Origin of the sequence: Streptomyces sp. NPDC048255, assembly GCF_040652415.1 — a bacterium.
Lineage (GTDB): Bacteria > Actinomycetota > Actinomycetes > Streptomycetales > Streptomycetaceae > Streptomyces.
This window is the reverse complement of sequence record NZ_JBEZMA010000098.1, coordinates 1-17371: the sequence shown is the minus strand read 5'-3', so window position 1 is coordinate 17371 and position 17371 is coordinate 1. Positions and strand designations below refer to the sequence as shown.

Here is a 17371-nt window from a genome sequence, read left to right as displayed (position 1 = left end):
GGCCCCGGCCCACACCCGACGCCAAACCCAGCCCCGCCGGCGATTGAGGCGCGGGGCCTGGGGCAGAGCCCCAGCAACGGCGCCGCACCCGGCCAAGCCCCCCGCAGGGGAAGCGGCGGCCCCGGCCCCACACCCGCCGCGCCCGGTAGGCACGGAGAGGGGCAATTCCAGCCTCGCCGGCGATTGAGGCGCGGAGCCCCGTGCGGCCGTGCCGCAGCCTGGGCATGCGTAGGCGAGGAGATGCTCCGGAGTGTCCCCGGCCAAGCCCCCCGCAGGGGACCGGCAGGGGTTACGCCCTGCGGACGTGCAGGGCTCGGGTCAGGTCCGCGAGTTGGTCGTCGAGCTTGCGGCGCAGGGTCGGGAGGATGTCCGGGTCGGCGAGGCAGGCGCGGCCTGCCTGGAGGTTGGCCTCGTCGATGGCGTAGGCCGGGAAGGCCCAGCGGCCGGCGGCCTCGCCGATGGCCGGGCCGCGGCGGGCGCCGAGGGCGATGGCTTCGGGGTAGTAGCGCGGCACGTAGTCCCGTACGAGTTCGGCCTGTTCGGGCTGCCAGAAGCCTTGGGCGACGGCGGTGAACAGGTAGTTCGAGAGGCTGTCGTCGTGGAAGAGGCGCTGCCAGGCGGCTGCCTTGGCCTGCGCGGTGGGGAGTGCGGCGCGGCAGCGGGCGGCGCCTTCCTCGCCGGTGGCGCTGGGGTCGGCGGTCAGGGCGGCTTCGATGTCGCCCTCCCCGACGGCGCCGAGGACGGAGAGGCGGGCGAGGATGCGCCAGCGCAGTTCGGGGTCGAGTTCGGGGCCGCCGGGGACGGTGTCGTCGGTGAGCCAGGCGGCGAGGGTGTCGGGCTGGGTGGCGCTGTCGACGGCGGTGCGTACGGCGGCGAGCCGCAGGCCGGGGGCGGAGCCGTCTTCGGTGCGGCGCAGGAGGGCGCGGGCGATGGAGGTGATGGTGGCGAGGGTGGCGTTGCGGTTCTCGGGGAGGACGTAGCGGTCGGCGATCTGGGTGCGGGCGAACGCGAGGACGCCTTGGACGACGGCCAGGTCGTCTTCGTCGGGCAGGTGGGCCTCGGCGGTGGCGAGGTAGTCCTGGGGGTCCAGTTCGCCGTCGCGGACCATGTCGCGCAGGGAGTTCCAGACGACGGCGCGGGTGAGCGGGTCGGGGATGCCGGACAGGCCGCGCAGGACGGTTTCGACGGAGGTGTCGTCGAGCCGGACCTTGGCGTAGGTGAAGTCGGCGTCGTTGAGGACGAGGAGTGCGGGGCGCGGGCCGCCGACGGAGATGATTTCGTCGGAGGGGACGTCGAGGTCGAGGAGTTCGCGCAGTTCCAGGGCGCGGCCGTCGGCGGGGTCGCGGTCGTAGACGCCGGCTGCGATGCGGTGGGGGCGGCTGCCGCGGTGGTCGACGGTGAGGGTCCAGCCGGGGGCGCCGTCGGTGCTTTCCTGGATCTTGGGGGTGAGGGTGTCGATGCCGGTGGTGCGCAGCCAGATGTCGGCCCAGGCGTGGACGTCCCGTTCGGTGTGGACGGCGAGGGAGTCGACGAAGTCGGCGAGTGAGGCGTTGGCGAACTTGTGGCGGGCGAAGTGGGTGTTGATGCCGGCCAGGAAGTCCTTCTCGCCGAGCCAGGCGACGAGCTGGCGCAGGACGGAGGCGCCCTTGGCGTAGGAGATGCCGTCGAAGTTGAGGAGGGCGGAGGCGGTGTCGGGGACGTCTTCGGGGGCTGGGGCGACGGGGTGGGTGGAGGGGCGCTGGTCGGCGTCGTAGCCCCAGGCCTTGCGGGCGACGCCGAATTCGGTCCAGGTGCCGGTGAAGCGGGTGGCTTCGGCGAGGGTCTGGTAGCCCATGTATTCGGCGAAGGATTCGTTGAGCCAGATGTCGTCGAACCAGCGCAGGGTGACGAGGTCGCCGAACCACATGTGGGCCATCTCGTGGGCGATGACCATGGCGCGGGTCTGGCGTTCGGTGTCGGTGACGGCGGAGCGGTAGATGAACTCGTCGCGGAAGGTGACGAGGCCGGGGTTCTCCATGGCGCCGGAGTTGAACTCGGGGACGAAGGCCTGGTCGTAGGAGTCGAAGGGGTAGGGCTCGGTGAACTTCTGCTGGTAGCGGTCGAAGCAGTCCTTGGTGACGGAGAGGATCTCTTCGGCGTCGTCGTCCAGGTGGGGGGCGAGGGACTGGCGGCAGTGGATGCCGAAGGGCAGGCCGGCGTGGCGGGTGGTGACGCTGTGCCAGGGGCCTGCGGCGACGGCGGCGAGGTAGGTGGGGATGGGGGGTGTGGGGGCGGACCGCCATACGGCGGCCGCGCCGTCCGCGCCGGCTCCGGCGTCCGTGCTGTCCGTGTTGTCCGTGCTGCCCTCGGCGCCCGTGCCGTCGACGCGGGTGGTGATGCCGTTGGCGAGGACGGTCCAGTGTGCGGGGGCGGTGACGGTGAACTCGAAGACGGCCTTCAGGTCGGGCTGGTCGAAGGCGGGGAAGACCCGTTGGACGTCGTCGAGGAACATCTGGCTGTAGACGTACGTGTGCCCGTCCGCGGGGTCGGTGAAGCGGTGCAGGCCCTCGCCGGTGCGGGAGTAGCGCATGCGGGTGTCGGTGCGCAGCTCGTGGGGGCCTTCGGCCAGCCCGGTGAGGGGCAGGCGGTTGCCGCTGAGGGTGGCCGGGTCGAGGGGGTGGCCGTCGAGCGTGACGGAGCGCAGTTCGTCCGGTTTCAGCTCCAGGAAGGTGTCTCCGGCGGCGCGGGCGCTGAACCGGATGACGGTGGTGGAGTCGAAGGTCTCGTCGTCGCCGGTGAGGTCGAGGGTGACGGCGTAGTGGTGGACGTCGAGGAGCTGGGCTCGGTGCTGCGCTTCGTTGCGCGTCAGTGCGGACATGGGCCCATGCTGCCGCAAGGGGCGGCCGGTCCCCCACTGGGTGTGATCAAGGTCGTATCGCGCGGATCCTGCCGGTCGGGCCCGTGCCGTACGCGGAGAGGTGCGGCGCGGAGAGGTGCGGCGCGGTGCGGTGGCGGGCAGCGCGGGCCCGGCCGGGTCCGGACGAGACGGCCTGAGAGGCTCAAGGGGCCCGAGGGGCGGCCTAAGAGGCGTCTTCGCCCGCGGCGATGGTCTCGTGGTGGCGGATGACCTCGGCGATGATGAAGTTGAGGAGCTTCTCGGCGAAGGCCGGGTCGAGTTTGGCGTTCTCGGCGAGCTGGCGCAGCCGGGCGATCTGGCTGGCCTCGCGGTTCGGGTCGGCCGGGGGCAGCTGGTGCTTGGCCTTGAGGTGGCCGACCTGCTGGGTGCACTTGAAGCGCTCGGCGAGCATGTGGACCACGGCCGCGTCGATGTTGTCGATGCTGTCCCGCAGTCGGGCCAGCTCGGCGGTGACGTCCGCGTCGATCCCGCCGTTGCCGTTGTCGCTGTCGCTCTTGTTCATGGTCACCGAGAATACGTGGCGGGGGCCGGTGGTTCTTCGGCCAGTCAGCCAGTGAGACACCCCCGGGTGTCCTAGATCGGCAGGACCGCGGTGACGAGCCAGCCGCCTTCGGGGGCGGGGCCGGCGGTGAGGGAGCCGCCGAGGGCTTCGGCGCGTTCGGCCATGCCGACGAGGCCGTAGCCGCCGCCGCGGGCCTGTTCGGAGAGCCGGGCGGGCCGGCCGCCGTCGTCGGCGATGCGGAGTTCGAGGCCGGCGGGGACGGTGCGCAGGCCGATGCGTACGGCGGTGGCGGTGGCGGCGTGCTTGCCGATGTTGGTGAGGGCTTCGAGGACGATGCGGTGGGCGGTGGCGGCGACGTCTCCGGGGAGGCGGTTCTCCAGGCCTTGCTCGATGTAGAGGACGACGGGCGGGCCGGTCACGGAGAAGCGTTCGGTGAGCCCGCGGATGTCGGCGAGGCCTGCGACGGGGGCGGTGCCCGCGCGGCTGCCGGCCGCGCCCCCGGGTCCGGGTCCGGGTCCGGGTCCGCCCCCGGGTCCGGCTCCGGGCGCTGCTCCGGCCTCGTCCTCCCGGAGGATCTTCACCAGGCGGCGCATCGAGCCGAGGGCCTCGTCTCCCGCCGCCTCGATGCGGCCGAAGATCTCGGCGGCGCGGTCGGCGGAGACCTTGGTGTACCGGGCTGCGCGGGCCTCGACGACGATCCCGGTGACGTGGTGGGCGACGAGGTCGTGGAGTTCGCGGGCGAGTTCGAGGCGTTCGGCGGTGCGTACGGCGCGCAGTTCGCGCACGCGCTGGACGGACTGCAGGCGCAGCAGGAGCGAGTACGCGCCGACGACGACGGTGAGGACGGAGAAGAGGAGCGTGAACCGGCCGGGGTCGGTGTCCCGGACGGGTACGGCCATGCAGCCGAGCCCGAGGAGCGGGCCGAGGACGGCGGCGGTGCGGGCGGGGGCGCGGAGGAGGACCTGGGAGAGGAGGACGAGGAGGGCGATGGCCTCGCCGCCGCCCCAGACGACGAGGGGGTGGTTGCCGAAGATGAGGAGGAGGGTGACGGTCCAGGTGACGGCGGCGGCGAACCAGGCGCGGGCGAGGAGGGGGACGGCGGGCCAGGGCGCGGCGCTGAGGCAGACGAGGATGCCGGAGATCCATACGGCGGCGTGCGGGAGGCTGGGCCGGCGGGCGAGGACGACCCCCTCGAAGGTGACGAGGGCGAGCAGGACGAGGGAGAGGCAGAGCCGGATCCAGTCGGCGGCGTGCGGGTGCCGCCGTGCCCAGCCGGCAAGCGGACTCACGACGCTCCCCCGCGGCTACGGCCACCCTCTCGCCGTGCCGCCGAAGCCACGGCCCGATACGCCTCGCCTGCGCCGGGCCGTCGCGGGCACGCGCCCGGGCAGGTCCACCCGCCGGTACGGGCACCCGTACGGCCCTGCGGAACGAGCCCCGTCCGGCCCGCGCCGCAGGCCGGAACACCAGCGCAGGCCCGAATCACAGCCCGGGCCCCGGCCCCGGCCCGGCGGGCCAGAGGTGCCGCGCAGTGGGCGGGCGGTGCTGCCAGGGCGTGCTCGCCGGCCCGGCGGGCCAGGGGTGCCCCGCGCCGGGGCGCCGGTAGTGCCGGGGCGGGCGGGCCGGGTCGGTGGGCGGCCGGGGGCGTGCCGCAGACCGGGCCCGCGCCGCAGGCCGGGGCACCGGCGCAGCCCCGGACCGCGACGCCGTAGGCGCGGACGGCCCGGGCCGCGGCCGGGTACAGCCCAACCGGGGCAGCGGCGCGGACGGCCCGGACCCCGGCCCTGCGTGCCAGAGGGGCCGCGCGGCGGGCCGCCGGTGCTACCGGAGCGGGCGGGCCGGGTCGGCGGGCAGCCGGGTGCAGCCCCGCCGGGGCAGCGGCGCGGACGGCCCGGGCCGCAGCCGGGTGCAGCCCCGCCGGGGCAGCGGCGCGGCCGGCCCGAGCCGTCGCAGGGTGCAGCCCCGCCAGGGCTGGGGCGTGGACGGCACAGGCTGCTGCCGCACGGTGCAGCCCCGCCAGGGCTGGGGCGTGGACGGCACAGGCTGCTGCCGCACGGTGCAGCCCCGCCAGGACAAGGGCTCGGGCGGCCCCGGCATCGGCGGGGTGCGGCCCCGCCGCGGTCCGGGTGGGGCCGCGCCGGGGGCGCCGGGGCCCCGGTTGGGGGTGCGGCGTCACGCCGCGCCGGCGGCCAGGCCGCTTTCCCAGGCCCAGGCGGCGATCTCGACGCGGTTGCGGGCGTCGAGTTTGGCCTGGACGTTGGCCAGGTGGGTCTTGACGGTGGAGAGGGACACGAAGAGTTCCGCGGCGATCTCGGCGTTGGTCAGGCCGCGCGCCAGGCAGCGTACGACGTCCCGCTCGCGTTCGGTGAGGGGTTCCGCGGGGCGGCGGGCCGCGGCGGCGGCGGTCCGGGGGGCCATTTCGCGCAGCAGCCGCACGGTGATGGCGGGTGAGACGAGGGAGTCGCCGACGGCTGCGGCCCGGACGGCCTCAACCAGCATGGCCGGGCTGGCGTCTTTCAGGAGGAAGCCGGATGCTCCGCCGTGGAGCGCCGCGTGGACGTACTCGTCGAGGTCGAAGGTGGTGACGATGACGATGCGCGGTCCGTTGTGGGCGGAGAGGCGTCGGGTGACTTCGAGGCCGTCGAGCTTCGGCATGCGGATGTCGAGGAGGAGGACGTCGGGGTGGTGTTCGGCGACGGCGGCGAGGGCGGCCTCTCCGTCGACGACGTCGGCGACGACCTCGATGTCGGGCTGGCTTTCGAGGATCATCCGGAATCCGGTCCTGACCATTTCCTGGTCGTCCGCGATGACCACTCTGATCGCCATGCGCCACCTGCCCCACTGTCGCCCGCTGCCGGTTTCCTCTGCCCCGGCGGGTCCTTTCCATGGGACCGGGGTGCGGGTCGGCCCGCAACCGCGCAGCGGACCGCCGGGTGGGTGCCGCGGGGCGGGGACGGCGGTGTTCCGGCCTCGCGGTACTGCCTCCGACGATACGTACGTCCGGGGGGCGGCGCCTCGTCCTTCCGGCCGGTTCCTGCCCGGCCGGAAGGACGGGTGCGGGCTACATCGCGGCCGCGGCTGCCTTGATCTCGGCGGCGAAGGTGGAGACCTCGGTGTAGACGCCGGGGTAGTCGGGCCGGGCGCAGCCCTCGCCCCAGCTGGTGATGCCGACCTGGATCCAGGCGCCGGCGCTGTCGCGGCGGAACATGGGGCCGCCGGAGTCGCCCTGGCAGGTGTCGACGCCGCCCTGGTCGAAGCCGGCGCAGATCTCCTCGTTCGGGACGAGGGAGCTGCCGTACGAGGCCTGGCAGCTGGCGTCGGAGACGAAGGGGACGGTGGCCTTCATCAGGTAGCGCTGCTGGCCGCCGCCTTCGCGGGTGGCGCCCCAGCCGGCGACGGTGAAGGTGCCGTTGTCGTACTGCTTGGTCTCGGCGATCTTGAGGGTGGGCAGGTTGATGGGCTGGGCGAGCTTGATCAGGGCCCAGTCCTTGCCGGTGCCGTTGTAGCCGGGGGCCTGCAGGACCTTGGTGGACCTGACCTTGATGGCGCTGGAGCTGCGCAGGTCCACGACTCCGGCGGTGGCGGTGATGGTGGTGTTGTTGCCGGAGCCGTTCACGCAGTGGGCGGCGGTGAGGACGATCTGCTGGGTGTAGAGCGCGCCTCCGCAGCCCATGGAGAGGCGGACCATGAAGGGGAATTCGCCCTGGGCGGCGCGGGTGCCGCCGACGACCGGGGCCGTTCCGGCGGTGGCGGAGCCGGGCTGGAGGCTGACGGCGGCGAGGGCGACCGCTCCGACGGCGAGGGTGCGCTTCATGAACCGCGTGAGGGTGGACACAGTCAACACACTGCCTTTCGTGGGGAGTTGGGCTGTGCGCGTCATCGGGTGAATGACGGGTCCATGACACATCGAAGGTATGGCGGGCATCAAGAACGCACTTTCGGCCAACTCCCGTCCCGGACGGCAGGGATTGCGGCCAGGAGGGCCCGATGAGACAGAACAGCGGGGCGCGGGGCCCGATCGAGCACGGATTTCCACATCTGGCGACCGTGCGCGCCTGCATCACCGCCCTCTTCCGGCGCCTGTCGCCCGACGGGATCCGCGCCTACGGGACGAGCTTCGCCCCCGCCGACGCGGCCTTCGGCGCCGCCGACGATCTGCACCTGGGGGCGCAGCGGGTGGCCTCGGCGATGGTGCACCACCTGCGGCTGCCCGAGGCGCGCATGGTGGTGGCCTTCCGGCCGATGGAGGAGGCAGCCACGGTGGAACTGACCGCGGGCCCCGAGTACTTCGTCGAGGTCAGCGACCGCTTCCGCACGCACCGCCGCGATCTGGCCGCGGCCCTGGCCCACGAGGTCACCCACGTGCTGCTGCACCGCCTGGACCTGCGCTTCCCGGCCACCGCGGACAACGAGATCCTGACCGACACGGCCGCCGCCTACCTGGGGGCGGGCTGGCTGCTGCTCGACGCCTACCGCGAGGACGACCTGACCCACCAGAAGCTCGGCTACCTCACCCCGGAGGAGTTCGGCTACGTCCTGGCCAGACGCGGCAGCCTGCTCGGCGAGGACCTCTCCCCCTGGTTCACGAGCCCCCAGGCTTACGCGGCCTACGTGCGCGGCCGCGCACTCGCGGAGCGGGACCACCGCCAGGCCCCCCTGGCCGCGGCGGGCCGGGTGGAGCGGCTGCGCTACGCCCGGGACCTGCGCTCCGGCGCCACGGGGGCGGGCGGAGCCCCGTACCGCTTCGAGCGGGACGGCTCCGGGCCGGCGCGGGTGGAGTTCCCCTGCCCGGTGTGCGGGCAGCGGCTGAGGCTGCCGGTGCGGCGCGGGCCGGTGCGGGCGCGGTGCGGGCTGTGCCGGACGGTCCTGGAGTGCGACACCTAGGTTCCGGCGCCGTCGGGGTAGCGGGGGTGATCATTCACCACCCGGCCACGAAAAGTTCCTTACCGGCCAGTAGACATGGGGGTCGAGGTTGACCGAATCTGGTCGCGTACATGCCAATTGCGTGACCGAGGAGCGTCCCCCATGCGCAGCACCCGCCGCACCCGCACCGCACATGCCACCCGCCGCGCCGCCGTCGGCGCGGCCGCCGCCGCCGCGATCCTGACGCTGGTTCCGGCCACCGCCGCACAAGCGGCCCCGGCTCCGGCCCCCGTCCCCGCCCCCGCGGCCGCCACCGCCACCGCCTCCGCACCCGGCGGCAACGCGGCGATTCTCGGCATCGACTACGCCACCTGGCAGCGGGACGTGGCCGCCGTCATCGACGCGGCCCGCCCCGCCATCGAGCAGCGCATCGCCGCCTCGCCTGCCGGCGAGAAGCCCGCCCTCGTCCTCGACATCGACAACACGTCGCTGGAGACGGACTTCCACTGGTTCTGGACCTTCCCGACGCCCGCGATCGCCAAGGTCCGCGCGCTCACCCAGTACGCGCACGAGCGCGGGGTCGCCGTCTTCTTCGTGACCGCCCGCCCCGGGATCATCCACTCCCTCACCGAGCACAACCTCAAGGCCGTCGGCTACCCCGTCTCGGGGCTCTACGTCCGCGATCTGCCCGACCTGTTCGACGAGGTCAGCGCGTACAAGACGGGCAAGCGCGCCGAGATCGAGGCGCGCGGCTACACGATCATCGCCAACATCGGCAACAGCCCGACCGACCTCGTCGGCGGGCACGCCGAACGCACCGTCAAGCTGCCGGACTACGGCGGCAAGCTGTCCTGACCCGCGCGCCGGCGGGCCGCGGCCGGACGGCGCACGGCGTACGGCGCACAACATGATGGGGCCGTCGCGGTTCAGCACACGCCCGTAGCGGGTACAGATACCCCATCGCACGATGGACGGACCCGGACCCGACCCCTCGCCAGGGGGCCGGGCCCGGCCGCGTCCGGGGGTGTTTCACCCCCGCCCCGCGCCGGCTAGCGGGCGGGGCCGGCGGGCGGGCACACCTGCCAGGCCAGGTGGTAGAGGGTCGAGACGCTGGCGTCCGTGGAGTCCATGGCCATGAAGCTCGTCACGGCCCGCGGGTCGGACGTGCCCGCGTTCACGCGCAGTTCGGTGTTGATGTTGAAGTTGCGCTTCTCCCCGCAGGGCGCCCAGACCAGATCGGCGTACTCGGTCCTGTCGGTCGCCTGCCAGTTGTCGTTGAGCGGGCCGTTGAACTGATGGGTCCGCTGGGAGGTCTGGGGCATTCCCTGGAAGTAGTAGTTCGCCCTCTCCTGGCCCCACGCGCCGGGCTGCAGGAAGGCGAATCCGCGGTAGTCGGCCTGCACGATCGCGTAGGTGAATCCGGAAGGCACGTGGACGCGGAGATTGAGCTGGCAGTTCTTGCGGAACGCGGTCGGCGGGGCGCCGGGGCCGACCTGCGCGAGGTACTCGCTGTAGGTGACCGTGAAGGCGGTGTTGTCGGGCGCGACGGCCACCTCGGCGGTGCCCTCGCGGCAGCCGGAGCCGTTGACGGTGGCGAGCTCGATCACGATCTTGTCCGGCGGCGCGACGATCGGACCGCCGCCGGGGCCTGAGCCGGGGCCCGAGCCGGGGCCGGCCGCGCCGGCCGGGGTCGCGGCGGTGACGAGGGCGGCGATGGCGCAGCCGGTGAGCAGGGTGCGGGACAGGGGAAGGGACATCGTTGTCACTCCTGGCCGTGAGTCGGGTTTCCTGCACGCGGGGTGGGTCAGGCCGCGGTGCATTCCTTCCACTCGAAGTGGTAGACGGTGCTGACGCTGCCGTCGGTCGAGTCCATGCTCATGAAGCTCAGGGCCTGCGGGTTCGACGTCCCCGCGTAGACGCGCAGTTCGGTGTTGACGTTGAGGTTGCGCTCCTCGCCGCAGGGGGCCCAGACCAGGTCCGCGTACTCCGTCCGGTCGCTGGCCTGCCAGTTGTCCGAGTGCGGGCCGTTGAACTGGTGGGTCGTGCGGGCCGTCTGCGCCTGGCCCTGGAAGTAGTAGTTGGCGCGCTCCTGGCCGAAGGCCCCGCGCTGGAGGTGGGCGAAGCCGCGGTAGTCGGCGCGGGCGATGGCGTACGTGAATCCCTGGGGCACGTGGACGCGCAGGGCGAGCTGGCAGTTCTTGCGGAAGGCGGTGCCGCCGGAGCCGGCTCCCGTCTGGGCGAGGTAGTCGCTGTAGGTGACGGTGAAGGAGGTGTTGTCGGAGGCGGCGGCGACGGACGCGGTCCCCTGCGGGCAGCCCGAGCCGTTGACTCCGACCACCTCGACGGTGATTCTCCCGGGCGGGGTGGAGCCGGTGTCGGCTCCCGCGGGTGCGGCGACGGCCAGGAGGGCCACCGCCGCCGCACCGACGGTCAGTCTGCGGAGCGACGTCATTGTTTCTCCATGTTCGTTCGGACCGGTCCGCTCGTCCGGACCGGTCCACGATTCGACATGGACATGCCATCACGCCGCCCGCGACGCCGATAAGGCCGCGATACGGCCAACGCCCGCCGCCCGCACGCCCCTGGCCGGAACCCAGGCGTCCGCCACCGCTCCCCGCCACGCGCATCAGCCCCGCGACCCGGGACGGCGGGCGCTACGGACCCCCGCGGGAGCGGAAGATGACCGGAACCCCCGACCGGGCCCGCCCGGATCCGGCCCGGCCCGATCCGGTCCGCCCCGATCCGGCCCGCCCCGATCCGGCCCGGCTGGCAGGATCCGGAAGAGACGCCCGCCGGGACACCGTCGAGACACCCCCTAGCGCGCCCCGTACACCGGCAGCGGGGGCTGCGCCGACGACAGGAGTTTCGCCGCCGCCTCGCCCGCCTCGGCCGGGGTCAAGCGGGCCTCGCGGTCCGCCGTCGGGCCCGGCCGCCAGCCCTCCATGACGGTGATCCGCCCGCCCTCCACCTCGAAGACCCGGCCGCTGACCCCCGCCGAGGCCTCCGAGCCCAGCCAGACCACCAGCGGGGACACGTTCTCCGGCGCCATCGCGTCGAAGCCGCCCTCCTCCGGGGCGGCCATGGTCCCGGCGAAGGTCTGTTCCGTCATGCGGGTCCGCGCCGCGGGCGCGATCGCGTTGACCTGGACCCCGTAGCGGCCCATCTCCGCGGCCGCGACCATCGTGAGGCCCAGGATCCCCGCCTTGGCCGCGCTGTAGTTGCCCTGCCCGACCGAGCCCAGCAGCCCGGCCCCCGAGGAGGTGTTGACCACCCGGGCCGCCACCGGCCGGCCGGCCTTGGCCTCCGCCCGCCACCACGCCGCCGCCGACCGCAGCGGCAGGAAGTGCCCCTTCAGGTGCACGCGCATGACGGCGTCCCAGTCCTCCTCGTCCAGGTTGACGAGCATCCGGTCGCGCAGGAAGCCGGCGTTGTTGACCAGGGTGTCCAGCCGGCCGAACTCCGCCACCGCGCACTCCACCAGCGAGGCCGCCCCCTCGCCCGTGGCGATGTCCCCGCCGTGCGCCACGGCCTGCCCGCCGAGCGCCCGGATCTGCGCCACCACCCGCCCGGCCGGGCCGTCCGTCCCGGGCGCCCCGTCCAGTCCCACCCCCAGGTCGTTGACGACGACCTTCGCCCCCTCGGCCGCGAAGGCCAGCGCGTGGGCCCGCCCCAGCCCCCGCCCCGCGCCCGTCACGATGACCACGCGTCCTTCGGCCATGCCCATCTCAGCTCTCCTTGTTCACAGTTGCCGCATCCAGAAAGGCCGGGCGTTCCCCGCCCCCGTGCACCAGCAGACTCGCCCCGCTCACGTATCCGGCCCGGCCGGACGCCAGGAACACGGCCGCCTCCCCCACGTCCCCGGGCTCGGCCAGCCGTCCCAGCGGTACGGTCGCGCCCACCGCCGCGATCCCGGCCTCGTCCCCGTAGTGCAGGTGGGACAGCTCGGTCCGCACCATGCCCAGGACCAGCGAGTTCACCCGTACCTCGGGCGCCCACTCCACGGCCATGGACCGGGCCAGGTTCTCCAGGCCCGCCTTGGCCGCCCCGTACGCCGCCGTCCCCGGCGAGGGCCGGGTCCCGCTGACGCTGCCGATCATCACCACCGAGCCGCGGGCCTCGCGCAGCCAGGGGTAGGCCAGCAGCGAGGCGGTCATCGGGGCGAGCAGGTTCAGTTCGAGGACCCGTGCGTGGCGCTGCGCCCCGCCCTCCTCCAGCGGCCGGTACGGGGTGCCGCCCGCGTTGTTGACCAGGCAGTCGAGCCGCCCGTAGCGGCGGGCGACCGAGCCGAAGAACTCCTCCACGGCGGCGGGATCGCGCAGGTCGAGGGCGGTGAAGGCGGCCTCCCGGCCGGCCGCCGCCACCGGTTGCGGGGGCGGGCGGCGGGCGCAGACGACGACGTGCGCGCCGGCCGCGAGGAACGACCGGGCGATCCCGGCGCCGACGCCCCGGGTTCCGCCGGTGACGACGGCGACCCTCCCGTCGAGCTCCATAGGCTGCTACCTTCCTCGCCTAACAAATGTTTGGTGGAAAGGTAGCTGATCCGTTCATGGGTGTCTCCACCTCAAGCCCGGGCAAGGGCATCGCCCGTGTCACCGTCGACTTCCCGCCCGTCAACGCGCTGCCCGTGCAGGGCTGGTACGACCTCGCGGACGCGCTGCGCGCCGCCGGCCGCGACCCCGAGGTCCGGTGCGTGGTCCTGGCAGCCGAGGGCCGCGGCTTCAACGCGGGCGTCGACATCAAGGAGTTGCAGCGCGACACCGGCCACGCCTCCCTCATCGGCGCCAACCGCGGCTGCTACGAGGCCTTCGCCGCCGTGTACGAGTGCGAGGTGCCGGTCGTCGCGGCCGTGAACGGCTTCTGCCTGGGCGGTGGCATCGGCCTCGTCGGCAACGCCGACGCGATCGTGGCGAGCGACGACGCGACCTTCGGGCTGCCCGAGCTCGACCGGGGCGCGCTCGGGGCGGCCACCCACCTGGCCCGCCTCGTCCCGCAGCACCTGATGCGCGCGCTCTACTACACCTCGCGCACCGCGACGGCCGCCGAACTCCACGCGCACGGCTCGGTCTGGAAGGTGGTCCCGCGCGCGGAACTGCCTTCCGCGGCCCTGGAGCTGGCCGCCGAGATCGCCCGCAAGGACGGCCACCTGATCCGGCTGGCCAAGGCCGCGATCAACGGCATCGACCCCGTGGACGTGCGCCGCAGCTACCGCTTCGAGCAGGGCTTCACCTTCGAGGCCAACCTCAGCGGGGTGGCCGACCGGGTCCGCGACACCTTCGGGAAGGAACCGCGTCCATGACCGACAAGAGCATGACCCCGGAGGAGGTCGCCGGCCGGCTGCGCAGCGGGATGACCCTCGGCATCGGCGGCTGGGGGTCCCGGCGCAAGCCCATGGCCCTGGTGCGAGCACTGCTCCGGTCCGAGATCACCGATCTCACCGTGATCTCCTACGGGGGCCCCGACGTCGGCCTGCTGGCCGCCGCCGGCCGGATCAAGCGGCTCGTCGCCCCCTTCGCCACCCTCGACTCCATCCCCCTGGAGCCCCACTTCCGGGCCGCCCGCGAGCGCGCCGCCTTCACCCTCACCGAGCTCGACGAGGCCATGTTCATGTGGGGCCTGCACGCCGCCGCCAACCGGCTGCCGTTCCTCCCCGTCCGCGCCGGCCTCGGCTCCGACGTGATGCGGGTCAACCCGGAGCTGCGCACCGTCACCTCCCCCTACGCGGACGGCGAGGAGTTCGTCGCCGTGCCCGCCCTGCGCATGGACGCCGCCCTGGTCCACCTCAACCGCGCCGACCGCCTCGGCAACGCCCAGTACCTGGGCCCGGACCCCTACTTCGACGACCTGTTCTGCGAGGCCGCCGACGCCGCCTACGTCTCCTGCGAGCAGCTGGTGGAGAGCGCCGAGCTCGCCAAGGCCGGCCCCCCGCAGTCCCTCCTCGTCAGCCGGCACTCCGTCACCGGGGTGGTGGAGACCCCGAACGGCGCCCACTTCACCTCCTGCGCCCCCGACTACGACCGCGACGAGGCCTTCCAGAAGCTGTACGCGACCACCCCCTGGCCCGAGTTCGCCGCCCGCTTCCTGTCCGGCGGGGGCGAGCACGACTACCAGTCAGCCGTCCGGACCTGGCACGAGGAGCAGCAGTGACCACCGTGACCGTCACCCGGGCCGAGTACTGCGTCCTCGCCTGCGCCGAGGCCTGGCGCGGCGACGGCGAGGTGCTCGCCAGCCCGATGGGCCTGATCCCCTCCTTCGGGGCGCGGCTCGCGAAGCGGACCTTCGCCCCCGATCTGCTGCTGACCGACGGCGAAGCCATGCTGGTCGGTCTCGACGGCACGGTCGAGGGCTGGCTCCCGTACCGGCGGCACCTGGCCATGGTGACCGGCGGCAGGCGCCACGTGATGATGGGGGCCAGCCAGATCGACCGGTTCGGCAACCAGAACATCTCCTGCATCGGCGACTGGGAGCGGCCGGCCCGCCAGCTCCTGGGGGTGCGCGGGGCTCCGGTCAACACCCTGAACAATCCGGTGAGTTACTGGGTGCCGAAGCATTCCACCCGGGTGTTCGTCGAGCGTGTCGACATGGTGAGCGGGGTCGGCTACGACCGTGCCGCGGCGGCCGGTGTGACCCGCTTCCACCGGCTCCCCCGGGTGGTCAGCGATCTCGGCGTCTTCGACTTCGCCGGCCCCGGCCACAGCATGCGCCTGGCCTCCCTGCATCCGGGGGTCACCGTGGAGGAGGTCCGGGCGGCCACGGGCTTCGAGCTGGCCGCCGCCGAGCAGGTCCCGTACACGCGGGAGCCGACGGCGGACGAGCTGCGGCTGATCCGCGAGGTGATCGACCCCGAGGGGCTGCGCGAGCGGGAAGTGCGGGGCTGATCCGATGGAGACGGCGTTCACGAAACTGGTCGGGGTCGAGCATCCGATCGTGCAGACGGGCATGGGCTGGGTCGCCGGTCCGCGGCTGGTGTCGGGGGCGGCCAACGCGGGCGCTCTGGGGATCCTGGCCTCGGCGACGATGACGGTGGACCAGCTGCGGGCGGCGGTGCGCGAGGTCAAGTCCCGCACGCCGGAGGGGACGCCCTTCGGGGTCAATCTGCGTGCGGACGCCGGGGACGCGGCCGAGCGCGCCCAGCTGATCATCGACGAGGGGGTACGGGTCGCCTCGTTCGCCCTCGCGCCCTCCAGGGAGCTGATCGGGCGGCTCAGGGACGCGGGGGTGGTCGTCATCCCGTCGATCGGGGCCCGGCGGCACGCGGAGAAGGTGGCCGCCTGGGGCGCCGACGCGGTGATCGTGCAGGGCGGCGAGGGCGGCGGCCACACCGGGGACGTGGCCACTACGGTGCTGCTGCCGCAGGTCGTGGACGCCGTGGACATCCCGGTGGTCGCGGCGGGCGGCTTCAGTGACGGACGGGGCCTGGTCGCGGCCCTGTCGTACGGGGCCTCGGGCATCGCCATGGGCACCCGTTTCCTGCTGACCTCGGATTCCACCGTCCCGGACGCCGTGAAGGCCGAGTACCTGAAGGCCACGGTCAAGGACGTCACCGTCACCACGGCCGTCGACGGCCTGCCGCACCGCATGCTCCGCTCGGAGCTGGTCGAGTCCCTGGAGCGGGCGGGCCGCACCCGGGCGCTGCTGCGGGCGGTCCGGCACGCGGCGGGCTTCAAGCGGCTCTCCGGCCTGACCTGGGCGCGGATGGTGCGCGACGGCCTCGCGATGAAACACGGCAAGGACCTGTCCTGGAGCCAGGTGCTGCTCGCCGCGAACACCCCCATGCTCCTCAAGGCGTCCATGGTCGAGGGCCGTACGGACCTCGGAGTCATGGCATCGGGCCAGGTCGCGGGCGTGATCGATGATCTCCCGTCCTGTGCGGAGCTCGTCTCCCGCGTCATGGCCGAGGCGCACACCGTGCTGCGTCACCTGGAACAGCTGGACGAGTGAGTCCGAAGCGGCGTCGTCCGCCCGCCCCGCAGGCACCACTCAGGACTCGCTCACCAAACCGTCCGCACTCGCTCGGCACCCTGCCACCACCAGGGTGATCCCCCTTCTCCGCCACAGGAGTCGAAACATGAGCCGTGCCCGAATCCGCCTGGCGACCGCGGTGCTCGCCTCCGCCCTCGCCGTCCTGGTCCTGCCCGCTTCCGCGCACGCCGCGGCGGCGGCGCCCGGAGCCGGGGTCAGCGCCCTGCAGCCGTACCGGCCCCACACCGGCGCGCAGCCGATCGTCCAGATCCCCCTCCAGGGCGCGGTCAACGTCCGCGACCTGGGCGGTTACCTCACGTACACGGGCGGCCAGGTCCGCAAGGGGCTGGTCTACCGCGCCGACGCACTGAGCAAGTTGACCGCCGCGGACATCTCCACCGTCGGCGGTCTGGGCCTGAAGAAGGTCGTCGACTTCCGGATCCCGATGGAGGTCCAGTACGACGGCGCCGACAAGCTGCCCGCGGGGCTCACCCCCACCTCGCGCCCGGTCAGCGACCTCGGTCTCTACGGCACCCTGGTGGGCGCCATCTCCAGCGGTGACCCCGTGAAGCAGGAGCAGATGCTCGGCGGTGGCCGCGCCGAGGCCTACATGCGCGACATCTACCGCACGTTCGTGACCAGTCCCGAGAACCGGGCGCAGTTCGCGACGACCCTGCGGGAGATCGCCGACGGCAAGCAGGGCCCGCTGCTGTACCACTGCACGTCCGGGAAGGACCGTACGGGCTGGATGAGCTACGTGCTGCTGCGGGCCCTGGCCGTGCCCGAGGCCACGGCCGAGCGTGACTACCTGGCGTCGAACACGTTCCGTGCCGCCTACGACGCCCAGGTGCGGGCCGGGCTGAAGCAGTCGGGGCGCATGCAGAATCCGGACCTGCTGATCCCGCTCCAGGAGGTCCGCCAGGACTACCTGGACTCGGCCACGGCCCAGCTGGAGGCCGACTACGACGGCTTCTACGGCTACCTGACCGAGGGCCTGGGTCTGGACCTGTGGACCCTGGCCAAGCTCCAGGACAAGCTGGTCCGCTGACCGCGGCCGGGACGGCCCGGCCCCCCGGCCCGCCCCCGCGGGGCCCGGGACAGCGAAGAGCCGGGGGGGGGGGGCGGGGGGCCCCCCCCCCCGCAACAGAAGG

16 protein-coding genes are annotated in these 17371 nt (G+C 73.5%); 7 read left to right on the top strand and 9 right to left on the bottom strand.

Going from position 1 to position 17371, the window contains the following annotated elements; translation table 11 throughout:
- Nucleotides 1-289 precede the first annotated feature (289 nt).
- The 5 genes from pepN to AB0D94_RS36435 all read right to left on the bottom strand — a co-directional run bounded on the left by pepN (nt 290) and on the right by AB0D94_RS36435 (nt 7212).
- Entirely contained in the window at nt 290-2857 is a 2568-nt protein-coding gene (gene pepN, locus AB0D94_RS36455; protein WP_362061768.1) for an aminopeptidase N, read from the bottom strand.
- A 202-nt stretch (nt 2858-3059) separates the two neighbouring features.
- Nucleotides 3060-3398 (bottom strand): chorismate mutase, encoded by a 339-nt coding sequence (locus tag AB0D94_RS36450; RefSeq protein WP_362061765.1) that lies wholly within the window; start codon nt 3396-3398, stop codon nt 3060-3062.
- 71 nt (nt 3399-3469) lie between these two features.
- Nucleotides 3470-4687, bottom strand: coding sequence for a histidine kinase (locus AB0D94_RS36445; protein WP_362061762.1), 1218 nt, complete (start codon nt 4685-4687; stop codon nt 3470-3472).
- Between the two features lie 883 nt (nt 4688-5570).
- Entirely contained in the window at nt 5571-6224 is a 654-nt protein-coding gene (locus AB0D94_RS36440; RefSeq protein WP_362061759.1) for a response regulator transcription factor, read from the bottom strand.
- Nucleotides 6225-6459: 235 nt separating this feature from the next.
- Nucleotides 6460-7212, bottom strand: coding sequence for a serine protease (locus AB0D94_RS36435; RefSeq protein WP_362061774.1), 753 nt, complete (start codon nt 7210-7212; stop codon nt 6460-6462).
- Nucleotides 7213-7385: 173 nt separating this feature from the next.
- Between AB0D94_RS36435 and AB0D94_RS36430 the strand changes: the two genes are divergently transcribed.
- Together AB0D94_RS36430 and AB0D94_RS36425 are read left to right on the top strand one after the other, a co-directional pair.
- Entirely contained in the window at nt 7386-8282 is an 897-nt protein-coding gene (locus tag AB0D94_RS36430) for a hypothetical protein (protein ID WP_362061756.1), read from the top strand.
- Between the two features lie 141 nt (nt 8283-8423).
- The gene (locus AB0D94_RS36425; RefSeq protein WP_362061753.1) at nt 8424-9116 is read left to right on the top strand and encodes an HAD family acid phosphatase; all 693 of its coding nucleotides are present in this window, start codon (nt 8424-8426) and stop codon (nt 9114-9116) included.
- A 194-nt stretch (nt 9117-9310) separates the two neighbouring features.
- On the opposite strand, the gene AB0D94_RS36420 is transcribed toward AB0D94_RS36425, so the two are convergent.
- The 4 genes from AB0D94_RS36420 to AB0D94_RS36405 form a co-directional block, all read right to left on the bottom strand.
- The gene (locus AB0D94_RS36420; RefSeq protein WP_362061750.1) at nt 9311-10018 is read right to left on the bottom strand and encodes a DUF4360 domain-containing protein; all 708 of its coding nucleotides are present in this window, start codon (nt 10016-10018) and stop codon (nt 9311-9313) included.
- A gap of 47 nt (nt 10019-10065) precedes the next feature.
- The gene (locus AB0D94_RS36415; protein WP_362061747.1) at nt 10066-10713 is read right to left on the bottom strand and encodes a DUF4360 domain-containing protein; all 648 of its coding nucleotides are present in this window, start codon (nt 10711-10713) and stop codon (nt 10066-10068) included.
- A gap of 363 nt (nt 10714-11076) precedes the next feature.
- On the bottom strand, nt 11077-11985 hold the full coding sequence (locus AB0D94_RS36410; RefSeq protein ID WP_362061744.1) for an SDR family oxidoreductase: 909 nt from the start codon (nt 11983-11985) through the stop codon (nt 11077-11079).
- A gap of 1 nt (nt 11986) precedes the next feature.
- A complete protein-coding gene (locus tag AB0D94_RS36405) occupies nt 11987-12751 on the bottom strand; it encodes an SDR family oxidoreductase (protein WP_362061741.1) in 765 nt (254 codons plus the stop codon).
- A 56-nt stretch (nt 12752-12807) separates the two neighbouring features.
- Between AB0D94_RS36405 and AB0D94_RS36400 the strand changes: the two genes are divergently transcribed.
- The 5 genes from AB0D94_RS36400 to AB0D94_RS36380 all read left to right on the top strand — a co-directional run bounded on the left by AB0D94_RS36400 (nt 12808) and on the right by AB0D94_RS36380 (nt 17268).
- Nucleotides 12808-13557 (top strand): enoyl-CoA hydratase family protein, encoded by a 750-nt coding sequence (locus AB0D94_RS36400; RefSeq protein WP_362061738.1) that lies wholly within the window; start codon nt 12808-12810, stop codon nt 13555-13557.
- Nucleotides 13554-14405 (top strand): CoA-transferase, encoded by an 852-nt coding sequence (locus AB0D94_RS36395; RefSeq protein WP_362061735.1) that lies wholly within the window; start codon nt 13554-13556, stop codon nt 14403-14405. The genes AB0D94_RS36400 and AB0D94_RS36395 overlap by 4 nt, the downstream gene beginning before the upstream one ends.
- Nucleotides 14406-14410: 5 nt before the next feature.
- Nucleotides 14411-15136, top strand: a complete 726-nt coding sequence (locus tag AB0D94_RS36390; RefSeq protein ID WP_362061771.1) for a CoA-transferase — start codon at nt 14411-14413, stop codon at nt 15134-15136.
- Between the two features lie 4 nt (nt 15137-15140).
- On the top strand, nt 15141-16199 hold the full coding sequence (locus tag AB0D94_RS36385; protein ID WP_362061732.1) for a nitronate monooxygenase: 1059 nt from the start codon (nt 15141-15143) through the stop codon (nt 16197-16199).
- 127 nt (nt 16200-16326) lie between these two features.
- Nucleotides 16327-17268: a tyrosine-protein phosphatase gene (locus tag AB0D94_RS36380; protein WP_362061729.1), complete on the top strand. Its 942-nt coding sequence runs from the start codon at nt 16327-16329 to the stop codon at nt 17266-17268.
- Nucleotides 17269-17371 lie beyond the last annotated feature (103 nt).

Coding starts and splice junctions, on each gene's coding strand:
- AB0D94_RS36385 (WP_362061732.1), top strand. CDS start 15,141: ATGGAGACGGCGTTCACGAAACTGGTCGGGGTCGAGCATCCGATCGTG.
- AB0D94_RS36415 (WP_362061747.1), bottom strand. CDS start 10,713: ATGACGTCGCTCCGCAGACTGACCGTCGGTGCGGCGGCGGTGGCCCTC.
- pepN (WP_362061768.1), bottom strand. CDS start 2,857: ATGTCCGCACTGACGCGCAACGAAGCGCAGCACCGAGCCCAGCTCCTC.
- AB0D94_RS36380 (WP_362061729.1), top strand. CDS start 16,327: ATGAGCCGTGCCCGAATCCGCCTGGCGACCGCGGTGCTCGCCTCCGCC.
- AB0D94_RS36405 (WP_362061741.1), bottom strand. CDS start 12,751: ATGGAGCTCGACGGGAGGGTCGCCGTCGTCACCGGCGGAACCCGGGGC.
- AB0D94_RS36400 (WP_362061738.1), top strand. CDS start 12,808: ATGGGTGTCTCCACCTCAAGCCCGGGCAAGGGCATCGCCCGTGTCACC.
- AB0D94_RS36410 (WP_362061744.1), bottom strand. CDS start 11,985: ATGGGCATGGCCGAAGGACGCGTGGTCATCGTGACGGGCGCGGGGCGG.
- AB0D94_RS36395 (WP_362061735.1), top strand. CDS start 13,554: ATGACCGACAAGAGCATGACCCCGGAGGAGGTCGCCGGCCGGCTGCGC.
- AB0D94_RS36450 (WP_362061765.1), bottom strand. CDS start 3,398: ATGAACAAGAGCGACAGCGACAACGGCAACGGCGGGATCGACGCGGAC.
- AB0D94_RS36425 (WP_362061753.1), top strand. CDS start 8,424: ATGCGCAGCACCCGCCGCACCCGCACCGCACATGCCACCCGCCGCGCC.
- AB0D94_RS36420 (WP_362061750.1), bottom strand. CDS start 10,018: ATGTCCCTTCCCCTGTCCCGCACCCTGCTCACCGGCTGCGCCATCGCC.
- AB0D94_RS36435 (WP_362061774.1), bottom strand. CDS start 7,212: ATGAAGCGCACCCTCGCCGTCGGAGCGGTCGCCCTCGCCGCCGTCAGC.
- AB0D94_RS36430 (WP_362061756.1), top strand. CDS start 7,386: ATGAGACAGAACAGCGGGGCGCGGGGCCCGATCGAGCACGGATTTCCA.
- AB0D94_RS36440 (WP_362061759.1), bottom strand. CDS start 6,224: ATGGCGATCAGAGTGGTCATCGCGGACGACCAGGAAATGGTCAGGACC.